Origin of the sequence: Actinospongiicola halichondriae, from assembly GCF_049103745.1 — a bacterium.
Taxonomy (GTDB): Bacteria; Actinomycetota; Acidimicrobiia; order Acidimicrobiales; family Salinilacustritrichaceae; genus Salinilacustrithrix; species Salinilacustrithrix halichondriae.
The window spans coordinates 2,266,758-2,285,091 of the sequence record NZ_CP171622.1; the positions used below are offsets into that span (position 1 = coordinate 2,266,758).

An 18,334-nucleotide genomic window follows, 5' to 3' on the forward strand; every position below is an offset into this window, starting at 1 on the left:
TTCAGGCCCCGACGGGCGGACCGTCGGGATCGGGCCAGTCGATCGAGGCGACGTCGGACCAGAGCCGTTCGAGCTCGTAGTACTTGCGGATGTCGTCGTGGAACACGTGGACGACGAAGGTCCCGTAGTCCGACAGCACCCACTCGGCTTCGGCCGTGCCTTCGATGCGGATGGGACGAGGGCCGCCCGATGCTGCGACCACGTCCTCGACGTCCTGGACGATCGTCCGGACCAGACGTGGGTTCGAGGCCGACACGATGACGAAGTAGTCGGTGATGGCGAGGACGTCGCCGACCCGGAGCACCACGATGTCGGTGCCGCCCTTGGCGTGAGCCGCCCGCGCTGCGGTGATCGCATGGGTGGGGTCCATGTGGTCGACGTCGTCGGGGACTTCGGCGGGCGTGCTGGGGGTGATGGACGTGCGGGGATCAGACATGGTCGGCACCGAGCGTAACGGTGATGTCCACCGCGTCACTGGGTCGCGTGTCCTCGACGACCACACCCACGCCGAGGATCTCGGCCAACGCCTCGGCCTCGTCGCGGAATTCCTCGCCGGTGAACTCGATCGTCGTGACCGCGATGTCGAGCGTCGCAGCGTTCCCGATCGCCGTCACCTCGACACCAGCGGGCGGCAGCGAACCAGCGACCGCGGACGCTGCGGTGGTGTCCGTCGTGCCGTTGAGGACGCGCACCCGGGCTCGCAGCCCGGGCCCCGGAGACACGGGGAGCGGGATGAAGCGGTCGACCAACGCACGCAACTGGTCGAAACGGGGCACGAACGTCGGCAGGTCGTCCGGATCGTCATCAGGGTCGTCGCCCGACGACGGCTGCACCGGCAGGGTCTCGATCTCGTTCCCGTCGCGGGCGAGCGCTCGGACGAATCGGCCCACACCCGAGTCCAGCTCACCGGGCACTGCCGCGTCGGAACCGTCGTCGGCGACCGCGTCGAGCCATGCATCCCAGAACACCTGATGACGGAAGAGACGGGCCAGGTCCGACTCGCCCTCCACCGTCGCTCGCAGGTACGGCCCGACGTCGGCCGCACCGAGCTCGACGGATCCGGCAGGGAACTGCACCTCCCCGTCGACCAGCAGCTCGTTGGGGTTGTCGATCTCGATCGGGACGACCGGTGCCACCAGGTCTGCCCAACGGGCGTCGTCGACGATCGCGACCTCGCGCATGGCCGAGCCGAGGAGGATGCCGACGGCGTCCGCCTGGACGATGGGGACCTCGGGGTCGTACGCGGCTTCGACCGGGGCGTCGCCCACCAGCGGGAGCTCGGTGACCGTCCGCCGCGGCACCAACAGGACGCCGCCACCGCCACCGTCTGGCGTCGCCAACGACAACACGGTGATGGCGTCGAGCGTCCCGTCGACGTCGTGCAACAGCGCCAGCGTCGGTGACGGGTCGACCAGTGCCTCGAATCCCGGCTCAGCCGGATCGACGATCGGGGCGAGCACCTCGCCCTCGGTGCTCGAACGGATCAGGCGCGTGCCGCCGTAGACCAGGCCGGAACCGGCGAGCAGGAGCACGACCAACACGGCCCACGCCAGACCTCCCGTGCGGTGCCGCCCGCCGTCGGACACCGTCTCGTCCGAGTCTGCGGACTCGGCGGGCTCGACGGTCTCGGCGCGACGGCCTCCGTCACCAGCGGACGGAACGCTGATGTCCACCGACAGGAGAGCTGCGAGGCGAGCGGTCCGGTCGTCTCCAGGGGTCCCGGGCGTTCCGGAGCCGTCGTCGGTCACGGCTCGTCACGATAGAGGTGGCGTTCACGGACGCAGGCGATCACATCTCGCGGCAACAGGTAGTCGAGCGGTCGCTCGTCGCGTACCCGTGCACGCAGGTCGGTCGACGAGACCTCCAGCCGCGGGACCTCGACGTGACGCCAACGCCAGCCGTCGGGGACGCTCGCCGGACGCGAGCCGGGACGGTCCACCACCACCAACGACGCCAGGTCGCGTACTTCGCCGGCTCGCTCCCAGGTCTCGAGGCCGGCGGCGGCGTCCGCACCGAGGATCAGGAACAGTTCGGCGCCGGCGTGCACCTCGGCCAGCGCGGCCAACGTGTCGGCGGTGTAGCTGTCGCCGCCACGGTCGATCTCGATCGACGAGGCCTCCAGCCCGTCGACGCCGGCGACGGCCGCCTCGACGAGCGCCAACCGGTCGCCGGCGGCGGTGATCCGTCGGGTGCCGACCTTCTGCCACGGGCGGTTGGCGACCACGAGGAGCACGCGATCGAGGCCGAGGGTGTGCCGGACGTCGACGGCCGTGACGAGATGGCCCACGTGGGGCGGGTCGAACGTCCCACCGAAGACCCCGATCCGTTCGCCCATCGACGGTCACCGTACCGGCCGCGAAACCCGCTCTCCGGCGCCTTGACACGTATGGGACACTCGGAGTCCCCCTCCCCCTCCCCCACGTCCAGATCGACTGCAGGTCTGCTCCACCGCAGCGATGGGTAGGTACGAGCAACTTCAGGCCCATTTCAGCGGGGCTTGTGACCACAGTCACAACGACGGTGGGAATCACACGGCTGCAACCTTCGTTGGAAGACATGTCATGAGCGATTCAGTAGGTCAATACCTCAACGAAATCGGCATGGTGCCCCTCCTCACTGCTGAGGAAGAGCGCCAACTGTCGCAAGTCATCGAGAAGGGTCGAGAGGCTCGCGAAGCCTTGGGCGAGGACGAACGTCCCTCCCGAGAGGCTCGCAAGGCCATCGGCGCCGCCGCAGCGGCCAAGGACCGGTTCATCCGGGCCAACCTCCGCTTGGTCGTCTCGATCGCACGCCGGTACCCGTTGCCGCCGTCGATGGAGCTCCTCGATCTCATCCAGGAAGGGAACCTCGGCCTCGAGCACGCCGTCGACAAGTTCGACTGGCGCAAGGGCTTCAAGTTCTCGACCTACGCCACCTTCTGGATCCGCCAGGCCATCGGCCGGGCACTCGACCAGAAGGCCAGCCTGGTCCGCCTTCCCGGCGATCGTTCGGCCAGCCTCCGTGCGGCCCTGCGCCACGCCTCCGGCGAGGGCGGCGAACTCGACGACGAGCACGCCCGCCTGCACCGGTTGACCACCCCCACCTCCCTCGACCGCCAGGTCGGCGACGATCCGGACGGATCGGAACTCGTCGATCTCCTGGCCGATTCCAAGGCCGGGCCAGAGGCGATCACTCTGGCTCGCGCCGAAGACGAGATGGTCACGGGACTGCTCGACGTGCTCGAGCCCCGTGCCCGCTTCGCGGTCGAACAGCGTTTCGGTCTCAACGACGGCCGCACCCGCAGCTACCGCGAGGTCGGCGAGGAACTCGGCGTCACCGCCGAAGCCGCCCGACGGCTCGTCAAGCGTGCCGTCGGCACGGTCCGCGAAGAAGCCGGGACCCGCGGCGCAGCGTAAGCACCTTCGCCTCGCGATCTGGTCAATGGCCGCCCTCTCCCTGGGGCGGTCATTGATCGTTTTGTCGCAGAACCACTTTCCCTCCGACGACCCCACCGTGCGAGGCTGATGACCGTGAGCAACTGGAACCCCAGCACCTGGCGGGAACACCCCGCCGCCCAGCAACCTGCGTGGCCCGACGCCGGAGCACTCGACGGCGTGCTGAAGGAGCTCGGCTCCTATCCCCCGCTGGTGTTCGCCGGCGAGGCCCGGGCGCTGACCGAGCAACTCGGCCAGGTGGCCGACGGCAAGGCATTCCTGCTCCAGGCGGGCGACTGTGCCGAGTCGTTCGACTCGTTCTCGGCCACCGCCATCCGCGACAAGCTCAAGGTCATCCTCCAGATGGCGGTCGTGCTCACCTACTCGTCGGGCGTGCCCACGGTGAAGGTCGGCCGGATCGCCGGACAGTTCGCCAAGCCGCGATCGTCCGACACCGAGACCGTCGACGGCGTCGAACTGCCGTCCTTCCGCGGCCACATCGTCAACGACATCGGCTTCACTGACGCCTCACGCACCGCCGACCCGGCTCGCCTGCTCCAGGCGTACAACCAGTCGGCGTCGACCCTCAACCTGCTCCGCGCTTTCACCAAGGGCGGCTTCGCCGATCTCCGACAGGTCCATGCGTGGAACCAGGAGTTCGTTGCCTCGTCGAAGGAGGGCCAGCGCTACGAGCAGCTCGCCTCCGACATCGAACGCACCCTCACCTTCATGCGGGCCGTCGGCATCGACACCCCCGACACGCCGAGCCTCCACGAGGTCGACTTCTTCACGTCGCACGAGGCCCTCCTGCTCGGCTACGAAGAGGCGCTCACCCGGCAGGACTCGCTCACCGGCGACTGGTACGACTGCTCGGCCCACATGATCTGGATCGGCGAGCGCACCCGCCAGCTCGACGGCGCCCACGTGGAGTTCTTCCGCGGCGTCAAGAACCCCGTCGGATGCAAGGTCGGGCCGACCGCCACCGCCGAGGATGTGCTCGGTCTGTGCGAAGCGCTCAACCCCGACCGCATCCCCGGACGGCTGACGCTCGTCGTCCGCCAGGGCGCCGACAAGGTCGCCGAGGGCCTGCCCCCGCTCCTCGAGGCGGTCCGCGATGCCGAGCACCCCGTCGTCTGGGCGTGCGACCCCATGCACGGCAACACCTTCACGGCCCCGTCCGGTCGCAAGACCCGACACTTCGAGGACGTGGTTCGTGAGGTCGCCGGCTTCTTCGCCGCCCACAAGGCAGCAGGGACCTGGCCCGGCGGCATCCATGTCGAACTCACCGGCGACGACGTCACCGAGTGCCTGGGCGGCTCCGAGGACCTGGCAGACGAAGATCTCGGCACGCGCTACGAGACCATGTGCGATCCGCGCCTGAACGGTCGGCAGTCGCTCGACCTCGCATTCCGCGTCAGCGAGCTGCTCCGGGGCTGACCCGCCCGCACGGAGAATCCCGTTGGTGGCTCACACGAGCCGTGACACACCAACGGGATTTGTGCGGCGGATGGGAATGTTGACCAAGCCGGTCGGGTTTGCCACACTGACCCACTGAAAGCTGACCAGGTTGGTCAGGTATTCGACCGACGAGGGACTTCTCCATCATGCAGAGCCGCGAGATCGTGCTCGATCCCGAGCAGGCCGCCGACATCGCCAAGTTCGAGTCGGTACTGGCCGGCTACCTGGCCGGCGACATCGAGGAGGACGCGTTCCGCGTGTTCCGCCTCACCAACGGCATCTACGGCCAGCGCCAGGGCGGCACCAACCAGATGGTCCGTGTGCGCATCCCCTACGGCCAGGTCGATCCCGAGCAACTCGAGATGATGGGCCACATCGCCGAGACGTACAGCCGCGGCTGGGGCCACATCACGACGCGCCAGAACATCCAGTTCCACTTCATCCAACTCGAGCAGATCCCCGACGTGATCCGCGAGCTCGCCGCCGTCGGCATGACGACCCGTGAGGCCTGCGGCGACACCAACCGCAACGTCCAGGGCTGCCACCTCGCCGGCGCCTGCCCCCACGAGGTCCTCGACATCACGGCATGGGCCGAGGCCGCCAACCGGCACTTTCTGCGCAACCCCCTCGTGCAGCGCCTGCCCCGCAAGTTCAAGATCAACTTCTCCGGCTGCGCCACCGACTGCGGCCAGGCGATGTTCAACGACTGTGGCGTGATCGCCGTCAGCCGCCCTCGTGAGGACGGCACGCTGGAGCATGGCTTCCGCGTGTTCGTCGCCGGAGGGCTCGGTGCCAACCCGCACCCCGCGCTGGCGCTCGAGGAGTTCACGCCACACGACGAGCTGCTGGCGACCCTCGAATCCGTCCTGCGGGTGTTCTCGAACCACGGGTTCCGCGACAACAAGCTCCGGGCTCGGATGAAGTGGCTCGTCGACACCATGGGCTGGGAGACGCCCGAGGTCGACGAGAACGCCCGCGGCAAGAACCAGCCGGCTCTGGGCCTCAAGGACCGGATCCTCAAGGAACGCAAGCTGCTGCTCGCATCGTCGAGCTGGCCCGGTGGCGTGCCTGCCGTCGTCGACAAGTGGGGCGACTCCCCCGCCGGGATCGCCAGCGGTGTCGCTCCGACCGAGGTCGGCCAGGGTGTGCCCGTGATGCTCCGCCGCACTGGCGAGTACGAGCGCTGGGAAGACGCCAACGTCGTGCGTGGCAACGCCAAGGGGACGGTGTCCGCCTACGCGTGGTCCCGCCTCGGCGACATCACCGCCGACCAGTTCCGGGCGCTCGCCAGCATCCAGCGGGAGCTGAACGCCGACGTGCGCATCACGAATCGCCAGAATCTCGTGTACCGCGACCTGACCGAGGACCAGCTGCGCACGCTCTTCGACCGCCTGTCGGTCATCGGGATGGCCGAACCCGGCGCCGAGCTGTCGCGTGACGTGGTGGCCTGCCCGGGCGCCGACACGTGCAACCTCGCCGTCACCCAGTCGCGTGGCCTGGCCGACGCCATCGGCGAGGCGCTCGACGCCGAGGGACTGGCCGAGGTCGGCGGCATCCGCACCAACATCTCCGGCTGCACCAACAGCTGCGGGCAGCACCACATCTCCGACATCGGCTTCTTCGGTGCCGAGCGCCGAGCCAACGGTCGGGCCGCACCGGGCTACCAGATGCTGCTCGGCGGCTACGTCGGCCAGGAGAAGATCCACTTCGGCGAGAAGGCCCTGCGACTCCCGGCCAAGAACGCGCCCGAGGCCGCGGTCCGGGTGGTGCGTCGTTTCACCGACGAACGCCGCGCCGGTGAGGACTTCCGGAGCTGGCTCGACCGCAGCGGCGGCGCCGCCGGCGTGGGCGCGACGCTCAAGGAGCTCGACGCCTTCCCCGACCACGACGAGAACCCCGACTTCTACGTCGACTACGGCGAGACCGGGCCCTACGTGAAGGAGATCGGCGAGTCCGAGTGCGCCACGTGAGCCGTACTCGATCTGCAGTCACTCGCTGACGCCTCTGACGTCCGCCGCCCCATCCGGTCTCCCGAACAGAAGTTGCCCTCCCCATGCCCGTCACCGTGCCGCTGCCCAGCCTGCGCCACACCTACACCGACGACGAACTGTTCGAACTCAACGCCGAGTTCGAACACGCCCCCGCGTCGAAGATCATCCAGTGGGCCGTCGACGCCTTCGGTCCACATCTGTGCCTCACTGCGTCGATGACCGATGCCGTGCTCATCGATCTCGCAGTGAAGGCCGACCCGGCCATCGAGGTCGTGTTCATCGACACCGGCTACCACTTCCCCGAGACACTCGACACGGTCGAGGCCGTCCGCCGGCGCTACGGGCTCAACATGAAGATCATGACGGCCCCGGACAACACCGACGAGCTGTGGAAGATCGATCCCGACAACTGCTGCTCGGCGCTGAAGGTCCAACAGCTCGAGCGGGCGCTGGCCGGCAAGGCCGCGTGGATGAGCGGATTACGACGTGACGAGGCCGACACCCGGTCGAGTGCGCTCGTCGTCGGCCGCGACCTCCGCGGACTCGTCAAGATCAACCCCATCGCGGCGTGGACCGACGCCGACGTCGAGTCGTACATCCATGACCACGACGTGCCGGTGAACCCGCTGATCGACCGCGGCTACCCGTCCATCGGCTGCATGCCGTGCACCAAGCCGGTCGCCGAGGGCGAAGACCCACGGTCGGGCCGTTGGAGCGGCAAGGACAAGACGGAGTGCGGCATCCACCTCAGCTGAGGGCCGCGCACCCGACGCCACCGGCCACGAACCTCACGTCCCATCCCGGTTCTGGGTGCGCGAATGCACCACCTGGAGTCCCGATCGCGCACCCAGAAGGAGCGAGAGGGCGACCAGCCAGGGCCGCTCGGAGCGGGCCGAACGGGCCTGGGCTGTACGCGATGGGCTGGGCGGGATGGGGCGCCGGGAACTGGCCCCGGGACCGCCGGAGCCGGACTAGTTGCCGTTGACCGACCAGTGCCAGGGCTCGCTGGGCAGGTTGTAGAACCCGTAGCTCGAGGCGTTGGCGGCGAGCCACTGGTATGCCGGGGACGACCGCGAGTTGATGATGCGCCCGTTGTAGGTGAAGTCGATGGCGAGACCACGCTCGTGCATCGACGTTCCGGGACGGGCGGTCGGGGGCGAGCACTGGCTCGGCGGCATCTGGTAGACGGCGTAGTTGCTGGTACCGCAGTTGTTCCGGCGGGTCTGGATCTGACCGGCCGACGAGCGGTACCCGCCGCCGGAGAGGCTGATGCCCGAGCCGTCTGCGGCCGAGAGCATGCTGGCGAGTTGGCCGGCGATGCTCTTGTGGACCTGGATCCCACGGACGGACACGATGCTGCCCGAGCCGGTGATCGAGACGGTCGAACCACCGCTGCTCGGAGCGGACTTGGGCGCCGAGGCGGCGGCCTTGGCCAACTGCGCTGCGATGGCCTTCTGCTCGGATGCGTACTTGGCGCCGAGTTCCTTGTCGAGCGCCGCGAGGCTCGCGGCCTCGCCGAGGCGCTGGTCGAGACGGGCCTGGACGTCGGCGGCGACCTTCTGCTGCTGGTCGCGGGCCTGGGAGACCTCGGCCAGCTTGGCGTCGACCGCATTGCGGTTCTGCTCGGCGGCGGCGGCTGCGGCCTCGGCGTTCGATCGAGCGGTCTCGAGGTCCTCGCGAGCCCGTTCGAGCTGGTCGAGGACGTCGAGCTGGCTCGACGACTTCGCCTCGAGCAGGGACTTCTTCAGCTCGGCCTCACCGATGGTCGACGACGAGAGCGAGTCGATCACGCCGGACGAGCTCGGCGGCCGGATGAACGCGGCGATCGCGACGTCCTTCACGGCGGCGTCGAGTTCGACGATCTCCGCCTGCTTGGCCTCGACCTCTGCGGTTGCTGCGGCCAGTGCGGCGTCGGCCTCGGCGGACTTGCGTTCGGCGTCGGCGAGCGCTGCGGACTGGGATGCGACGTTGGCGTTCAGGGTGGCCAGTGCGGCCTCGACCTGTGCATCCGTGGCCTTGAGCGTGTCGACCTGCGCGGCGACGGCCGCTCGCTTGCGTTGCACCGCTTCGCGATCGGACTTGGTGTCGGCCTGTGCTGTGGCCGGGACGATCACCATGCCCAGGATCAGGGCGGTGGCGACGAGGGCCCGCAGCGGATGCTTCGTGAGGAGAGTCATGAGACAGGAGAACCGGGGGGTCAGGGGGTGGGTCTGGCGCTCGAACCGGGTCCGACCCCGTCCATGGCCTGGAGCAGACATGACCGGACGAATCGGTCATGCAATGTTGCAGTACCGTAACAAACATGTAGGTGTTTGTCACACGCCGCCACAAGGTAGCCGTCGTCATGGCACCGTGTGCGGACACCCCGCCCGCACCGGTCCGACCTCGGCGACCTACTCCAGGACGTCGACGAAGCGTTCGAGTTGACGCAGGTTGCGGCACTCGTACACGCCGTCGGTGTACCCGGCGTACTCGCCGATGATCGAGTCGCCCGTGTCCCAGTACGACTTCGGCTCCGGGTTCAGCCAGTAGACGTGGCGAGCCCGGTGCTGCATCTCCTTGACGACCCACGACTGGGACGCGTGGTAGTTGTTCCGGGCGTCCCCCAGGAGCAGCACCGTGGTCTTCGGGCCGACGTCCTTGCCGTACTTGCTCCAGAAGACCTCGAAGGCGTGGCCGTAGTCGGAGTGACCGTCGACCCAGACGACATCGGCCTCGGTGTTGACACGGTGCACGGCCTCGGCGATGTCCTCGACACCCTCGAAGAGCCGGGTGACCTCGTCGATCCCGTCGATGAACACGAAGGCCCGGACCTTGGAGAACTGCCCCTGGATGGCGTACACGAGGTGCAGGGTGAACCGGGCGAAGCTCGCGACCGAGCCGGAGATGTCGGCGACGACGAAGATCTCGGGCTTCGCCGGACGTGGGTAGCGGAACTTCGGTTCGGCCGGGACGCCGCCGTAGCTCAACGAATGGCGGATCGTGTTGCGGAAGTCGAGCGGGCCCTTCCGGCCGTGACGACGCTTCCGAGCCAGGCGGACGGCGAGCTTGCGGGTCAGCGGGTAGATCGCTTTCCGCAGCATCACCATCTCTTCGCGGGAGGCGTGCATGAAGTCGATGTCCTCGGGCAACGGCTTGCGCAGCGTCTTGGCCATGGCCTCGACACCACGGTCGGCCACGAGGCGCCGCCGGATCTCCGACTCGATCTCCTGCTTCAGGTGATCGATGCGGGTCTGGTACTCGTCCTGTTCGAGCCGCTCCTCGAGCGCACTCAGCGGGTCGGGCGAGTCCTGCCGCGACTGCTCCATGAGCTGTTCGAGCACGCCGTCGAGATCGAGGTGCCGCAGCGTGCGGTACAGGTAGTAGGTGCCACCGACCGGACGACCCGGCTCCATGCCGGCGAACCGCTTGACCGACTGTTGCGCGACCGCGCGCATCATGCCCTGATCGCCCTGCTGGAGCGCCTTCATCAGCATCTGGGCGATCTCTTCGGGCGTCATGGCGTCCATGGCGCCACCGCCACCGGACCCCTCGCCCTCGTCACCCTGGTCGCCCTTGAGCTGCTCCATGAGCTCGTCGAGCGCGTCCGAGAGGTCGGAATCGGGGTCGATCTCGTACTCGGGCCCGCGGTACGAGAAGTAGACCTCGAAGACGGTCTCGAACGCTCGCCAGTGCGAGTTGTTCTTCACCAGCGTCGCCGCGAGTGCGTACTTGAACGCCTCGCGGTCCTCGAGCGGGATGTGCTTGACCGCCTCCATGGCGTCGAGGTTCTCGGTCAGCGACACGGGCAGACCTGCCGATCGGAGCTCCTGGATGAAGCCCGCCAGCAGCTCGCTCAGGGCGACGCCCGCGCCCTTCTCCGCCTCGTTCAACTCGGTGGCGTCGGCGTCGGTCGACATCAGGCGTTGGCGTCGGCGTGCATCTCGGACTTGGTGTCCTCGAGCTCGCGCAGCGCCTTCGTGATGTCCGACTGGTACTTGAGCAGGATGTTGATCGTGCTCCGGGCGGTCTCGGCGTCGATCTGGTTGACGCCGAGCAACAGCAGGGTGCGGGCCCAGTCCAGCGTCTCGGAGACCGACGGGCTCTTCTTGAGCTCGAGGTTGCGGATCGAGCGGACGATGCGGGCGACCTGATCGGCCAGCGAGTCGGTGATGTCCGGCACCTTCGTGAGCACGATCTCCTTCTCACGCTCCAGGTCGGGGTAGTCGACGTGGAGGTAGAGGCAGCGCCGCTTGAGCGCCTCGGAGAGCTCGCGGGTGTTGTTCGAGGTCAGGAACACCATCGGGATCTGCTTGGCCTCGATCGTGCCGAGCTCGGGGATCGAGACCGTGTAGTCGGAGAGGATCTCGAGCAGCAGTGCCTCGGTCTCGACCTCGACCCGGTCGACCTCGTCGATCAGGAGCACGACCGGATCGTCGGCGGTGATGGCCTCGAGGAGCGGACGGGTGAGGAGGAAGTCGTCGGAGAAGATGTCGCCCGAGAGCTCGTCCCACTCGTCGGAGCCCGAGTCGTCCTGCTTGCCGGCGGCCTGGATGCGCAGGAGCTGCTTCTTGTAGTTCCACTCGTACAGCGCCTTGGACTCGTCGAGACCCTCGTAGCACTGGAGGCGGATGAGCCGAGCGCCGGACATCTCGGCAACCGACTTGGCGAGCTGGGTCTTGCCGGTACCGGCCGGACCCTCGACGAGGATCGGCTTCTGGAGGCGATCGGCCAGGTACACGATCCCGGCGATGCCCTCGTCGGAGAGGTAGTCGACCTTGGCCAAGCCCTCCCGGACGGCGGGAACGGACTCGAAGCGGGGCTCTGTCATGCTCCGACGTTACCGGGGTGCTTGACCGGTCGGTCAAGTCGATACCGGTCCGCCGGTGACCGACGTACGATCGGCCCGTGGACCGTTTCGACCTCGATCAGTTCCTCGCCGAGTGCGACGACGCCGTGCACGAGGGCGACCGAGTCGGCGCCGTGCGATCGGTCCTCGAGGCCGCCGCATCCCGACCGGGATCGGTGCGAGACGCCCTCGGACCCCCGACGACGGGGTCGCTCACGGTTCTGCACCACGCCCCCGACCTCACGGTCCTCAACGTGGTCTGGACGCCGGGGATGGTGATCGAGCCGCACGACCACTCGATGCTGGCCAGCATCGCGGTCTACGAGGGCGGCGAGGACAACGCGTTCTTCCGGACGCTCGACGACGCCTCGATCGAACCGGCGGGTGGACGGACCCTGCGTGGAGGCGACGTCGCGGTGCTCGGGCCGGAGATCATCCACCGGGTCCGGGCGGACCCCGACCGCTACACCGGCGCGATCCACGTCTACGCCGGCGACTTCTTCGACCGCGAGCGACGGACCTGGGACGAGACCACCGGAGCGCCGACGCAGGACGATCGTCCGGTCGCACAGCTCTTCGCCGAGGCCGAGGCAGCCCGAGCGGCTCGAGATCCTCGCTGACGACGACCAGCGGTTGACGCGGATCAGGCCGGCGACTTCTTCCTGGCGGCCTTCAGCTTCGACTGGAGCGACCGCGCCACCGACTTGAGCGTCCGCTTGTCCGACTCGGTGTTGGTCTCGATGAGGGTCTTCAGCGACTCGACCTCGTCGTCGCCGAGTCCCACGGCGACGGCCTCGCCACGAGCAACGGCTTGTTGCGCCCGGGGTTCGAGCTCGCCGTTGGCTCGGACGAGCGCCTCCGCTGCGTCGTCCAGCAGCGCTTCGTCGGCCTCACCCGGCTCGTCGTCGACCAGCTCGAGCAGTTCCTCGGCGACCTCGGTCTCCAAGAAGACGACACGCGTGTCGGCCTTGCCCATGATGTGCTCCTTCCAGCAGCCGCGACGCCCGTCGCCCGGCCCAGGAACGGTCGTACCCGGTCGCGGGCCGTGTCAGAACGAGCGATCTGGACTTCTCACCGGAGATCAGCCGCGCACCTGACCGTCGCCGTGGACCACGAACTTCTCCGTCGTCAGCTGGCGGAGCCCCATCGGGCCCCGGGCGTGGAGCTTCTGCGTCGAGATCCCGATCTCGGCGCCGAACCCGAACTCCTCACCGTCGACGAAGCGAGTGGAGGCGTTCACGACCACGGCGGCGGCGTCGACCTCACGGGTGAAGCGGTCGGCAGCGAGGAGATCGGTGGTGACGATCGCCTCGGTGTGCCCGGACCCGTGTGCGGTGACGTGATCGATGGCGTCGTCGAGCGAGTCGACGACCGCCACCGCGAGCTTCAGGTCGAGGAACTCCTCGTCCCACTCCTCGGGACGGGCCTCGCCGATCGACGGCGCCAGCGCACGCGCTGCGTCGTTGCCGATGAGGTCCACACCCTCGAGCGCGGCGACCGCACGCGGGAGGAAGTCGGATGCGACCGCAGCGTGCACGACCAGCTTCTCGGCGGCGTTGCACACGCTCGGTCGCTGGGTCTTGGCGTTGACGATGATGTCGAGCGCCATGTCGAGGTCGGCGGCGGCGTCGACGTAGACGTGACAGTTGCCGGACCCGTCGATCACGAACGGCACGGTCGCGTCGTCGAGGATCGACTGGATCAGCGACGGCCCCCCGCGCGGGATCAGGCAGTCGATGTGGTCGCGGAGTTGCATGAACTCGGACGCGGCGGCACGACTGACGTCGTCGACGAGCACGAGGGCATCGGCCGGCAGCCCGGCCTTGTCGAGCCCCTCGCGAAGGGCCGACGCGATCGCGGTGTTCGACTCGATGGCAGCCGACGATCCGCGGAGGAATGCGACGTTGCCCGACTTGAGACACAGGCCGAAGGCGTCGCTGGTGACGTTGGGACGCGATTCGTAGATGATGGCGACGACGCCGAGCGGGACCCGGACCTTGCGGATACGGAGCCCGTTGGGTCGCACCCAACCGTCGGTGATCTCGCCGACGGGATCCGGGAGCGATGCGACCTGTCGGAGGCCGCCGGCCATGGCACCGATGCGATCGTCGGTGAGGCGGAGACGGTCGAGGAGTCCTGCTGCCATCCCGCCGGCCTCCTCACGCTCGAGGTCGACCGCGTTGGCACGCAGGATCTCGTCGGCGCGCCGCTCGAGCAGGTCGGCAGCCGCGAGGAGTGCAGCGTCCTTGGCCTCGGTCGATGCCGCAGCGAGCGGGCGAGACGCTGCCTTCGCTCGTGCGCCGAGGGTTGCCACCGGAGTTCCAGCCATCCGAGCAGTGTATTTCGAGCGGGGTCCCCCGCCCCCTCCCGCATCGGGTTCCGCGCCCCTGCGGATCGGGCAGACTCGGCGACGTGCAACCCGACCCGGTACTCGGACTCGCCGTCGACGCGTTCTGCGACGCGCTCGGACCACGCGTCCGTGACCTCGCTGGCTCGGTCGCCGGGATCGACGGCGAGCAGGTCGAGTCCGACGTCCAGGTCGAGGCCTACAACCTGGCGGCGGCGTTCATCGACTGCGATGGGCTGCACACCGACCAGGAACTGTGGGCGTTCATCGCGACGTTCGGTCCACGCTTCGGGGGCTCGCTCGCGAAGGCGGTGCCCGCCGACGTCCGCAGTGCACGGTTGGTCACCGGCCGCAAGAGCTTCCTCACCGAACCGTCGGATCTCCTCGAGGTCCTGCTGAGTGCGGACGCCCGCGACGGATCCGATCTGGCCAGCCTCTACTACGACCGGGCGCTGGCCATCGCGTTCGCCGTCGCGAGCATCGACCAGATGGCGGCGCCGGTCGAGTTGGCAGCGATCGAGTCGTTCCGTGGCCGCATCCTCGATCGGATCAGCAAGGCCAAGGGCGTCGACCGCCAACAGGTCGCTCACGACGCCGGAGCGTCCCGGGCCGACGCTGCGACCGAGGCCGCAGAGGAGGACGAGCGTCCGCCGGCGCGACCCGTCGACGAGGTGCTGGCCGAACTCGACTCGCTCATCGGCCTCGACGGCGTCAAGGCCGAGGTCAAGTTGGTGGCCGATCTCACTCGGGTCCAGTTGTTGCGTGCCGAACGCGGCCTCCCGGTCCTCGACCAGTCCCGCCATCTGGTGTTCTCCGGCAACCCCGGCACCGGCAAGACCACGGTCGCTCGACTCCTCGCAGAGATCTACCGGTCGCTCGGCGTCGTCGCCGAGGGCCACCTGGTGGAGGTCGACCGGTCGGGCCTGGTCGCGGGTTTCGTCGGGCAGACGGCGCCGAAGGTGGTCGCGGCGTTCGACGAGGCCGACGAGGGCGTCCTGCTGATCGACGAGGCCTATTCCCTCGTGCGCGGCAGCGAGTCCGACTTCGGCCGGGAAGCCATCGACACGATCGTGAAGCTCGTCGAGGACCGTCGCGACCGGATCGTCGTGATCATGGCCGGCTACCCCGACGAGATGGAACAACTCGTGTCGGCCAACCCCGGCCTGCGCTCACGTTTCCCGAAGACGATCCACTTCCCCGACTACTCCAGCGAGGAACTCATCGAGATCTTCCAGATGCGCTGCGACAAGGGTGGCTACCGGCCCGACGACGAGGCACTCGAGGCGGTCCGCGCCCACCTCGACGCGGTCGCGCGGGACAAGGGATTCGGCAACGGGCGCGTCGCCCGCAACATCTTCGAGGCCGCCGTCGCCCGACAGGCGTCGCGCATCGTCGAGATCACCGACCCCTCCGACGTCGAGCTCACGACCCTCGAACGGGACGACATCCCGCCGTTCGAGTCACCCGACGATGACGCTGGCGACGACACCGGCGACCGGACCACCCCCACCTGACCACTAGCGTCGTCACCACGATGAAGCGCGTGGGCGCCCTGCTCGGGGCAGTGGTGATGGTCGTGGCGGCCCTGGCGGCACGCGGGACCTTCAGCGACGACGGCGGGTCCGCTGCCGCAGATGATGCCGGCGGTCTCGTCTGCCCGACGGAGTTCCGCCCCATCTGCCAGGCCGGTGGCGGCGGCCGCGTCGAACGTGCCGGCATCACGGCCGATGCCCTGGTTGCCGACGAGGTGACACTCGAAGACGAGGTGTGGATCGTGCCGGCGGCGTGGGCGCGGCTCGTGATCGACGAGCGAGCAAGGCTCGGACTCGACCCGGTCTTCGAGATCGACGGTTCGCCGCTCGCCAGCTCACGCGTCGTGCTCGCGATCTGGACGTCCCGGTCCGAGCAACTCACCGACGCGTGTGGTCGATCGGTCGACTGGACGTGCATCGCCTCGCAGGACGGCACCACCCTCGCCGAGGGCGACCGGGTCCGGAGCGCAGCACCCCCTGTCGACTCGGCCACCGGGCTCTCGGTGGCCGCGGCCCAGGCCGCCAACCTGCTGGGTCGAGGCGACTTCGCGGCCAACGACTTCGACGGGACGTTCAACTCGCTGGCGAGCCGCCTGGCGGGCGGGCAGCAGGACGACCCGATCACCACCATGCGCACGCAGGGGCCCGGGCGGATCACCGCCACCGGCGCCGTCGCCGCCGACACGACGAACCTGTCCACCAACTTCGGGACGATCACGCCGACCATCGACATCGACCCGGCCGTCCGGGTGGATGTCGTGGCGCTGGTGCGTTCGGGAACGTCCCTCGGCGACGACGCCCGGGCTGCGCTGCAGACCGCGCTCACCGAGGCCGGATGGGCCCTTCCGGAGAGCGGCCCCGACGGCCTCCCTGCAGGCGGCGTCCTCGCTGCACTGCGAACCTTCTGGAACGAGAACCGATGAGGAGAACCACTGTGTTCCGACGCATCAGCATCATCCTTGCGATCGCCCTGGCCGCTGCGGCGTGCACCAGCGGCGACAGCGGGCTGTCGCTCGACGAGAACGGCAACCCGATCATCGATCCGGGTGACTGCCTCGTGATCGACGTCGCCGTCTCCTCGGAGAAGATCGAGCTGCTCTCGCAGTTGGCCGCCGACTTCGTCGACTCCGACCTGGCCGAGACCGACGACGGCGAGTGCATCGCCCCCATCGTCCAGTCGAAGGCGTCGGGCGGTGCCGCTCAGCTGCTCGACCAGGGCTGGGACGAGGCGACCGAAGGACCACGGCCGGTCATCTGGTCGCCGGCGTCGAGCGCCTGGGGCACCGTCCTCAACCAGCGTTACGAGACCAGCGGACGAGAGCCCATCGCCATCGACGCGACACCGTTCATGCTCACCCCGCTGGTGATCGCCATGCCACGTCCGATGGCCGAGGCCCTCGGGTGGCCCGACGAGGCGCTCGGATGGGGCGACGTCCTGGAACTGGCGCGATCGGCGCAGGGGTGGGCGGACTTCGGGCACCCGGAGTGGGGTGCGTTCCGGCTCGGCAAGACCAACCCGAACTTCTCGACGTCGGGTCTCTCGGCGCTCATCGCCCAGACCTACGCCGCCGCGGGCACCACCGACTCGCTGTCGGCCGAGGACCTGGCCAAACCCGAGGTGGTGCAGTACGGCTCCGACGTCGAGTCGGCGGTCGTCCACTACGGCGACACCACGCTCACGTTCATGAACAACTGGTACCGGGCCGACCAGCGCGGCAACCCGTACGCGTACGTCTCGGCCGCCGCAGTCGAGGAGAAGTCGGTCGTCGACTACAACACCGGCAACCCCGACGGCGTGCTGTCGCAGGGCGAGGAGCCGCGTGAGCCTCGGGTGCCCCTCGTCGCGATCTACCCCGAGGAGGGCACGCTCTACTCCGACAACCCGATGATCATCCTCGACGCCGAATGGGTGTCGGACGAGGAGAAGGCCGCCGCCGCGAAGTTCGTCGAGTACGTGCAACTCCCGCAGAACCAGGAGAAGGTGCTCGAGTTCGGCTTCCGGCCCGGCAACCCGGACGTCGCCGTCGGCGCCCCGATCGACGCCTCCAACGGTCTCGACGCCACGCAGCCCCAGACGTTGCTCGACGTGCCCCCGCCGGCCGTCACGGTCTCGATCCTCGACGCCTGGGACACGCAGCGCAAGAGCGCTCGGGTGACCCTGGTGATCGACGTGTCAGGCTCGATGGGCGACGTCGCGGACAGCGACACGGGTGAGACGAAGCTCGACCTCGCCAAGCGGGCGGCGATCGAAGCGCTCGACGAGTTCAAGGACGACGACGACGTCGGCCTGCGCATCTTCACCAGCGACCTCGACGCCGCCGGGGCGACGTTCCTCGACCTGGTGCCACCGAGCCGCGTGGGCGACGTCCGCGAGAACCTGGCGAACCGGATCCGAGACCTGGTCCCGCTGAACGGCACGCCGCTCTACGACGTGACCCAGGCGACCTACGACGAACTCAACGCCACCTACGACCCCGCTCGGATCAATGCGCTCGTGCTGTTGACCGATGGACGGAACGACGACGGCAACGGCAGCGACGACGCCCGCCAACTCGACGCCCTGCTCGACACGCTGACGAAGGGCTCGGAGGGCGCCACCAGCAAGCCGGTGCGCGTCTTCCCGATCGCCTACGGCGGCGACGCCGACCTCGGCACGCTGCGCCGCATCGCCGAGGCGTCGAACGGCGCGGTGTACGACGCCAGCGACCCACGGTCGATCACCAAGGTCTTCACCGCGGTGGTGAGCAACTTCTAGAGGGTGGTCG

16 protein-coding genes are annotated in these 18,334 nt (G+C 68.7%); 8 read left to right on the forward strand and 8 right to left on the reverse strand.

The annotated features are described in order from the left end of the window. Position 1 precedes the first annotated feature (1 nt). The 3 genes from rsfS to nadD are packed head-to-tail and all read right to left on the reverse strand — an operon-like array spanning position 2 to position 2,335. Positions 2 to 436, reverse strand: coding sequence for a ribosome silencing factor (gene rsfS, locus AB8619_RS11235; protein WP_436792726.1), 435 nt, complete (start codon positions 434 to 436; stop codon positions 2 to 4). Further along, positions 429 to 1,748: a LytR C-terminal domain-containing protein gene (locus tag AB8619_RS11240; RefSeq protein WP_436792727.1), complete on the reverse strand. Its 1,320-nt coding sequence runs from the start codon at positions 1,746 to 1,748 to the stop codon at positions 429 to 431. Before AB8619_RS11240 ends, rsfS begins: the two co-directional genes overlap by 8 nt. Further along, positions 1,745 to 2,335: a nicotinate-nucleotide adenylyltransferase gene (nadD, locus tag AB8619_RS11245; RefSeq protein ID WP_436792728.1), complete on the reverse strand. Its 591-nt coding sequence runs from the start codon at positions 2,333 to 2,335 to the stop codon at positions 1,745 to 1,747. The genes AB8619_RS11240 and nadD overlap by 4 nt, the downstream gene beginning before the upstream one ends. Positions 2,336 to 2,561: 226 nt before the next feature. Here nadD and AB8619_RS11250 point away from each other — a divergent pair, with 226 nt between their 5' ends. The 4 genes from AB8619_RS11250 to AB8619_RS11265 all read left to right on the forward strand — a co-directional run bounded on the left by AB8619_RS11250 (position 2,562) and on the right by AB8619_RS11265 (position 7,617). Further along, entirely contained in the window at positions 2,562 to 3,395 is an 834-nt protein-coding gene (locus AB8619_RS11250) for a sigma-70 family RNA polymerase sigma factor (protein ID WP_436792729.1), read from the forward strand. Between the two features lie 108 nt (positions 3,396 to 3,503). Further along, the gene (locus AB8619_RS11255; protein WP_436792730.1) at positions 3,504 to 4,850 is read left to right on the forward strand and encodes a class II 3-deoxy-7-phosphoheptulonate synthase; all 1,347 of its coding nucleotides are present in this window, start codon (positions 3,504 to 3,506) and stop codon (positions 4,848 to 4,850) included. 167 nt (positions 4,851 to 5,017) lie between these two features. Next, the gene (locus AB8619_RS11260; protein ID WP_436792731.1) at positions 5,018 to 6,841 is read left to right on the forward strand and encodes a nitrite/sulfite reductase; all 1,824 of its coding nucleotides are present in this window, start codon (positions 5,018 to 5,020) and stop codon (positions 6,839 to 6,841) included. 83 nt (positions 6,842 to 6,924) lie between these two features. Beyond that, the gene (locus tag AB8619_RS11265; RefSeq protein WP_436792732.1) at positions 6,925 to 7,617 is read left to right on the forward strand and encodes a phosphoadenylyl-sulfate reductase; all 693 of its coding nucleotides are present in this window, start codon (positions 6,925 to 6,927) and stop codon (positions 7,615 to 7,617) included. A gap of 216 nt (positions 7,618 to 7,833) precedes the next feature. On the opposite strand, the gene AB8619_RS11270 is transcribed toward AB8619_RS11265, so the two are convergent. From AB8619_RS11270 to AB8619_RS11280, 3 genes are all read right to left on the reverse strand, one after another. Beyond that, positions 7,834 to 9,039: a D-alanyl-D-alanine carboxypeptidase family protein gene (locus tag AB8619_RS11270; protein WP_436792733.1), complete on the reverse strand. Its 1,206-nt coding sequence runs from the start codon at positions 9,037 to 9,039 to the stop codon at positions 7,834 to 7,836. Positions 9,040 to 9,255: 216 nt separating this feature from the next. Then, positions 9,256 to 10,761 (reverse strand): vWA domain-containing protein, encoded by a 1,506-nt coding sequence (locus AB8619_RS11275; RefSeq protein WP_436792734.1) that lies wholly within the window; start codon positions 10,759 to 10,761, stop codon positions 9,256 to 9,258. Continuing rightward, the gene (locus tag AB8619_RS11280) at positions 10,761 to 11,672 is read right to left on the reverse strand and encodes an AAA family ATPase (RefSeq protein WP_436792735.1); all 912 of its coding nucleotides are present in this window, start codon (positions 11,670 to 11,672) and stop codon (positions 10,761 to 10,763) included. Before AB8619_RS11280 ends, AB8619_RS11275 begins: the two co-directional genes overlap by 1 nt. A gap of 77 nt (positions 11,673 to 11,749) precedes the next feature. Between AB8619_RS11280 and AB8619_RS11285 the strand changes: the two genes are divergently transcribed. After that, positions 11,750 to 12,310 carry a hypothetical protein gene (locus AB8619_RS11285; RefSeq protein WP_436792736.1) on the forward strand — a complete coding sequence of 187 codons (561 nt, stop codon included), beginning with the start codon at positions 11,750 to 11,752 and terminating at the stop codon, positions 12,308 to 12,310. Between the two features lie 23 nt (positions 12,311 to 12,333). Here AB8619_RS11285 and AB8619_RS11290 read toward each other — a convergent pair whose 3' ends face one another. After that, positions 12,334 to 12,666 (reverse strand): hypothetical protein, encoded by a 333-nt coding sequence (locus AB8619_RS11290; RefSeq protein ID WP_436792737.1) that lies wholly within the window; start codon positions 12,664 to 12,666, stop codon positions 12,334 to 12,336. Between the two features lie 105 nt (positions 12,667 to 12,771). Then, entirely contained in the window at positions 12,772 to 14,019 is a 1,248-nt protein-coding gene (locus AB8619_RS11295; RefSeq protein WP_436792738.1) for a glutamate-5-semialdehyde dehydrogenase, read from the reverse strand. Between the two features lie 83 nt (positions 14,020 to 14,102). On the opposite strand from AB8619_RS11295, the gene AB8619_RS11300 reads away from it, so the two are divergent. Genes AB8619_RS11300 through AB8619_RS11310 form a run of 3 tightly spaced genes read left to right on the forward strand, consistent with a single transcriptional unit; the run spans position 14,103 to position 18,324 of the window. Further along, positions 14,103 to 15,551, forward strand: coding sequence for an AAA family ATPase (locus AB8619_RS11300; RefSeq protein WP_436792739.1), 1,449 nt, complete (start codon positions 14,103 to 14,105; stop codon positions 15,549 to 15,551). 20 nt (positions 15,552 to 15,571) lie between these two features. Beyond that, positions 15,572 to 16,492 carry a hypothetical protein gene (locus AB8619_RS11305; RefSeq protein WP_436792740.1) on the forward strand — a complete coding sequence of 307 codons (921 nt, stop codon included), beginning with the start codon at positions 15,572 to 15,574 and terminating at the stop codon, positions 16,490 to 16,492. Further along, positions 16,489 to 18,324, forward strand: a complete 1,836-nt coding sequence (locus AB8619_RS11310) for a substrate-binding domain-containing protein (RefSeq protein ID WP_436792741.1) — start codon at positions 16,489 to 16,491, stop codon at positions 18,322 to 18,324. Before AB8619_RS11305 ends, AB8619_RS11310 begins: the two co-directional genes overlap by 4 nt. The last annotated feature ends 10 nt before the right edge of the window (positions 18,325 to 18,334 follow it).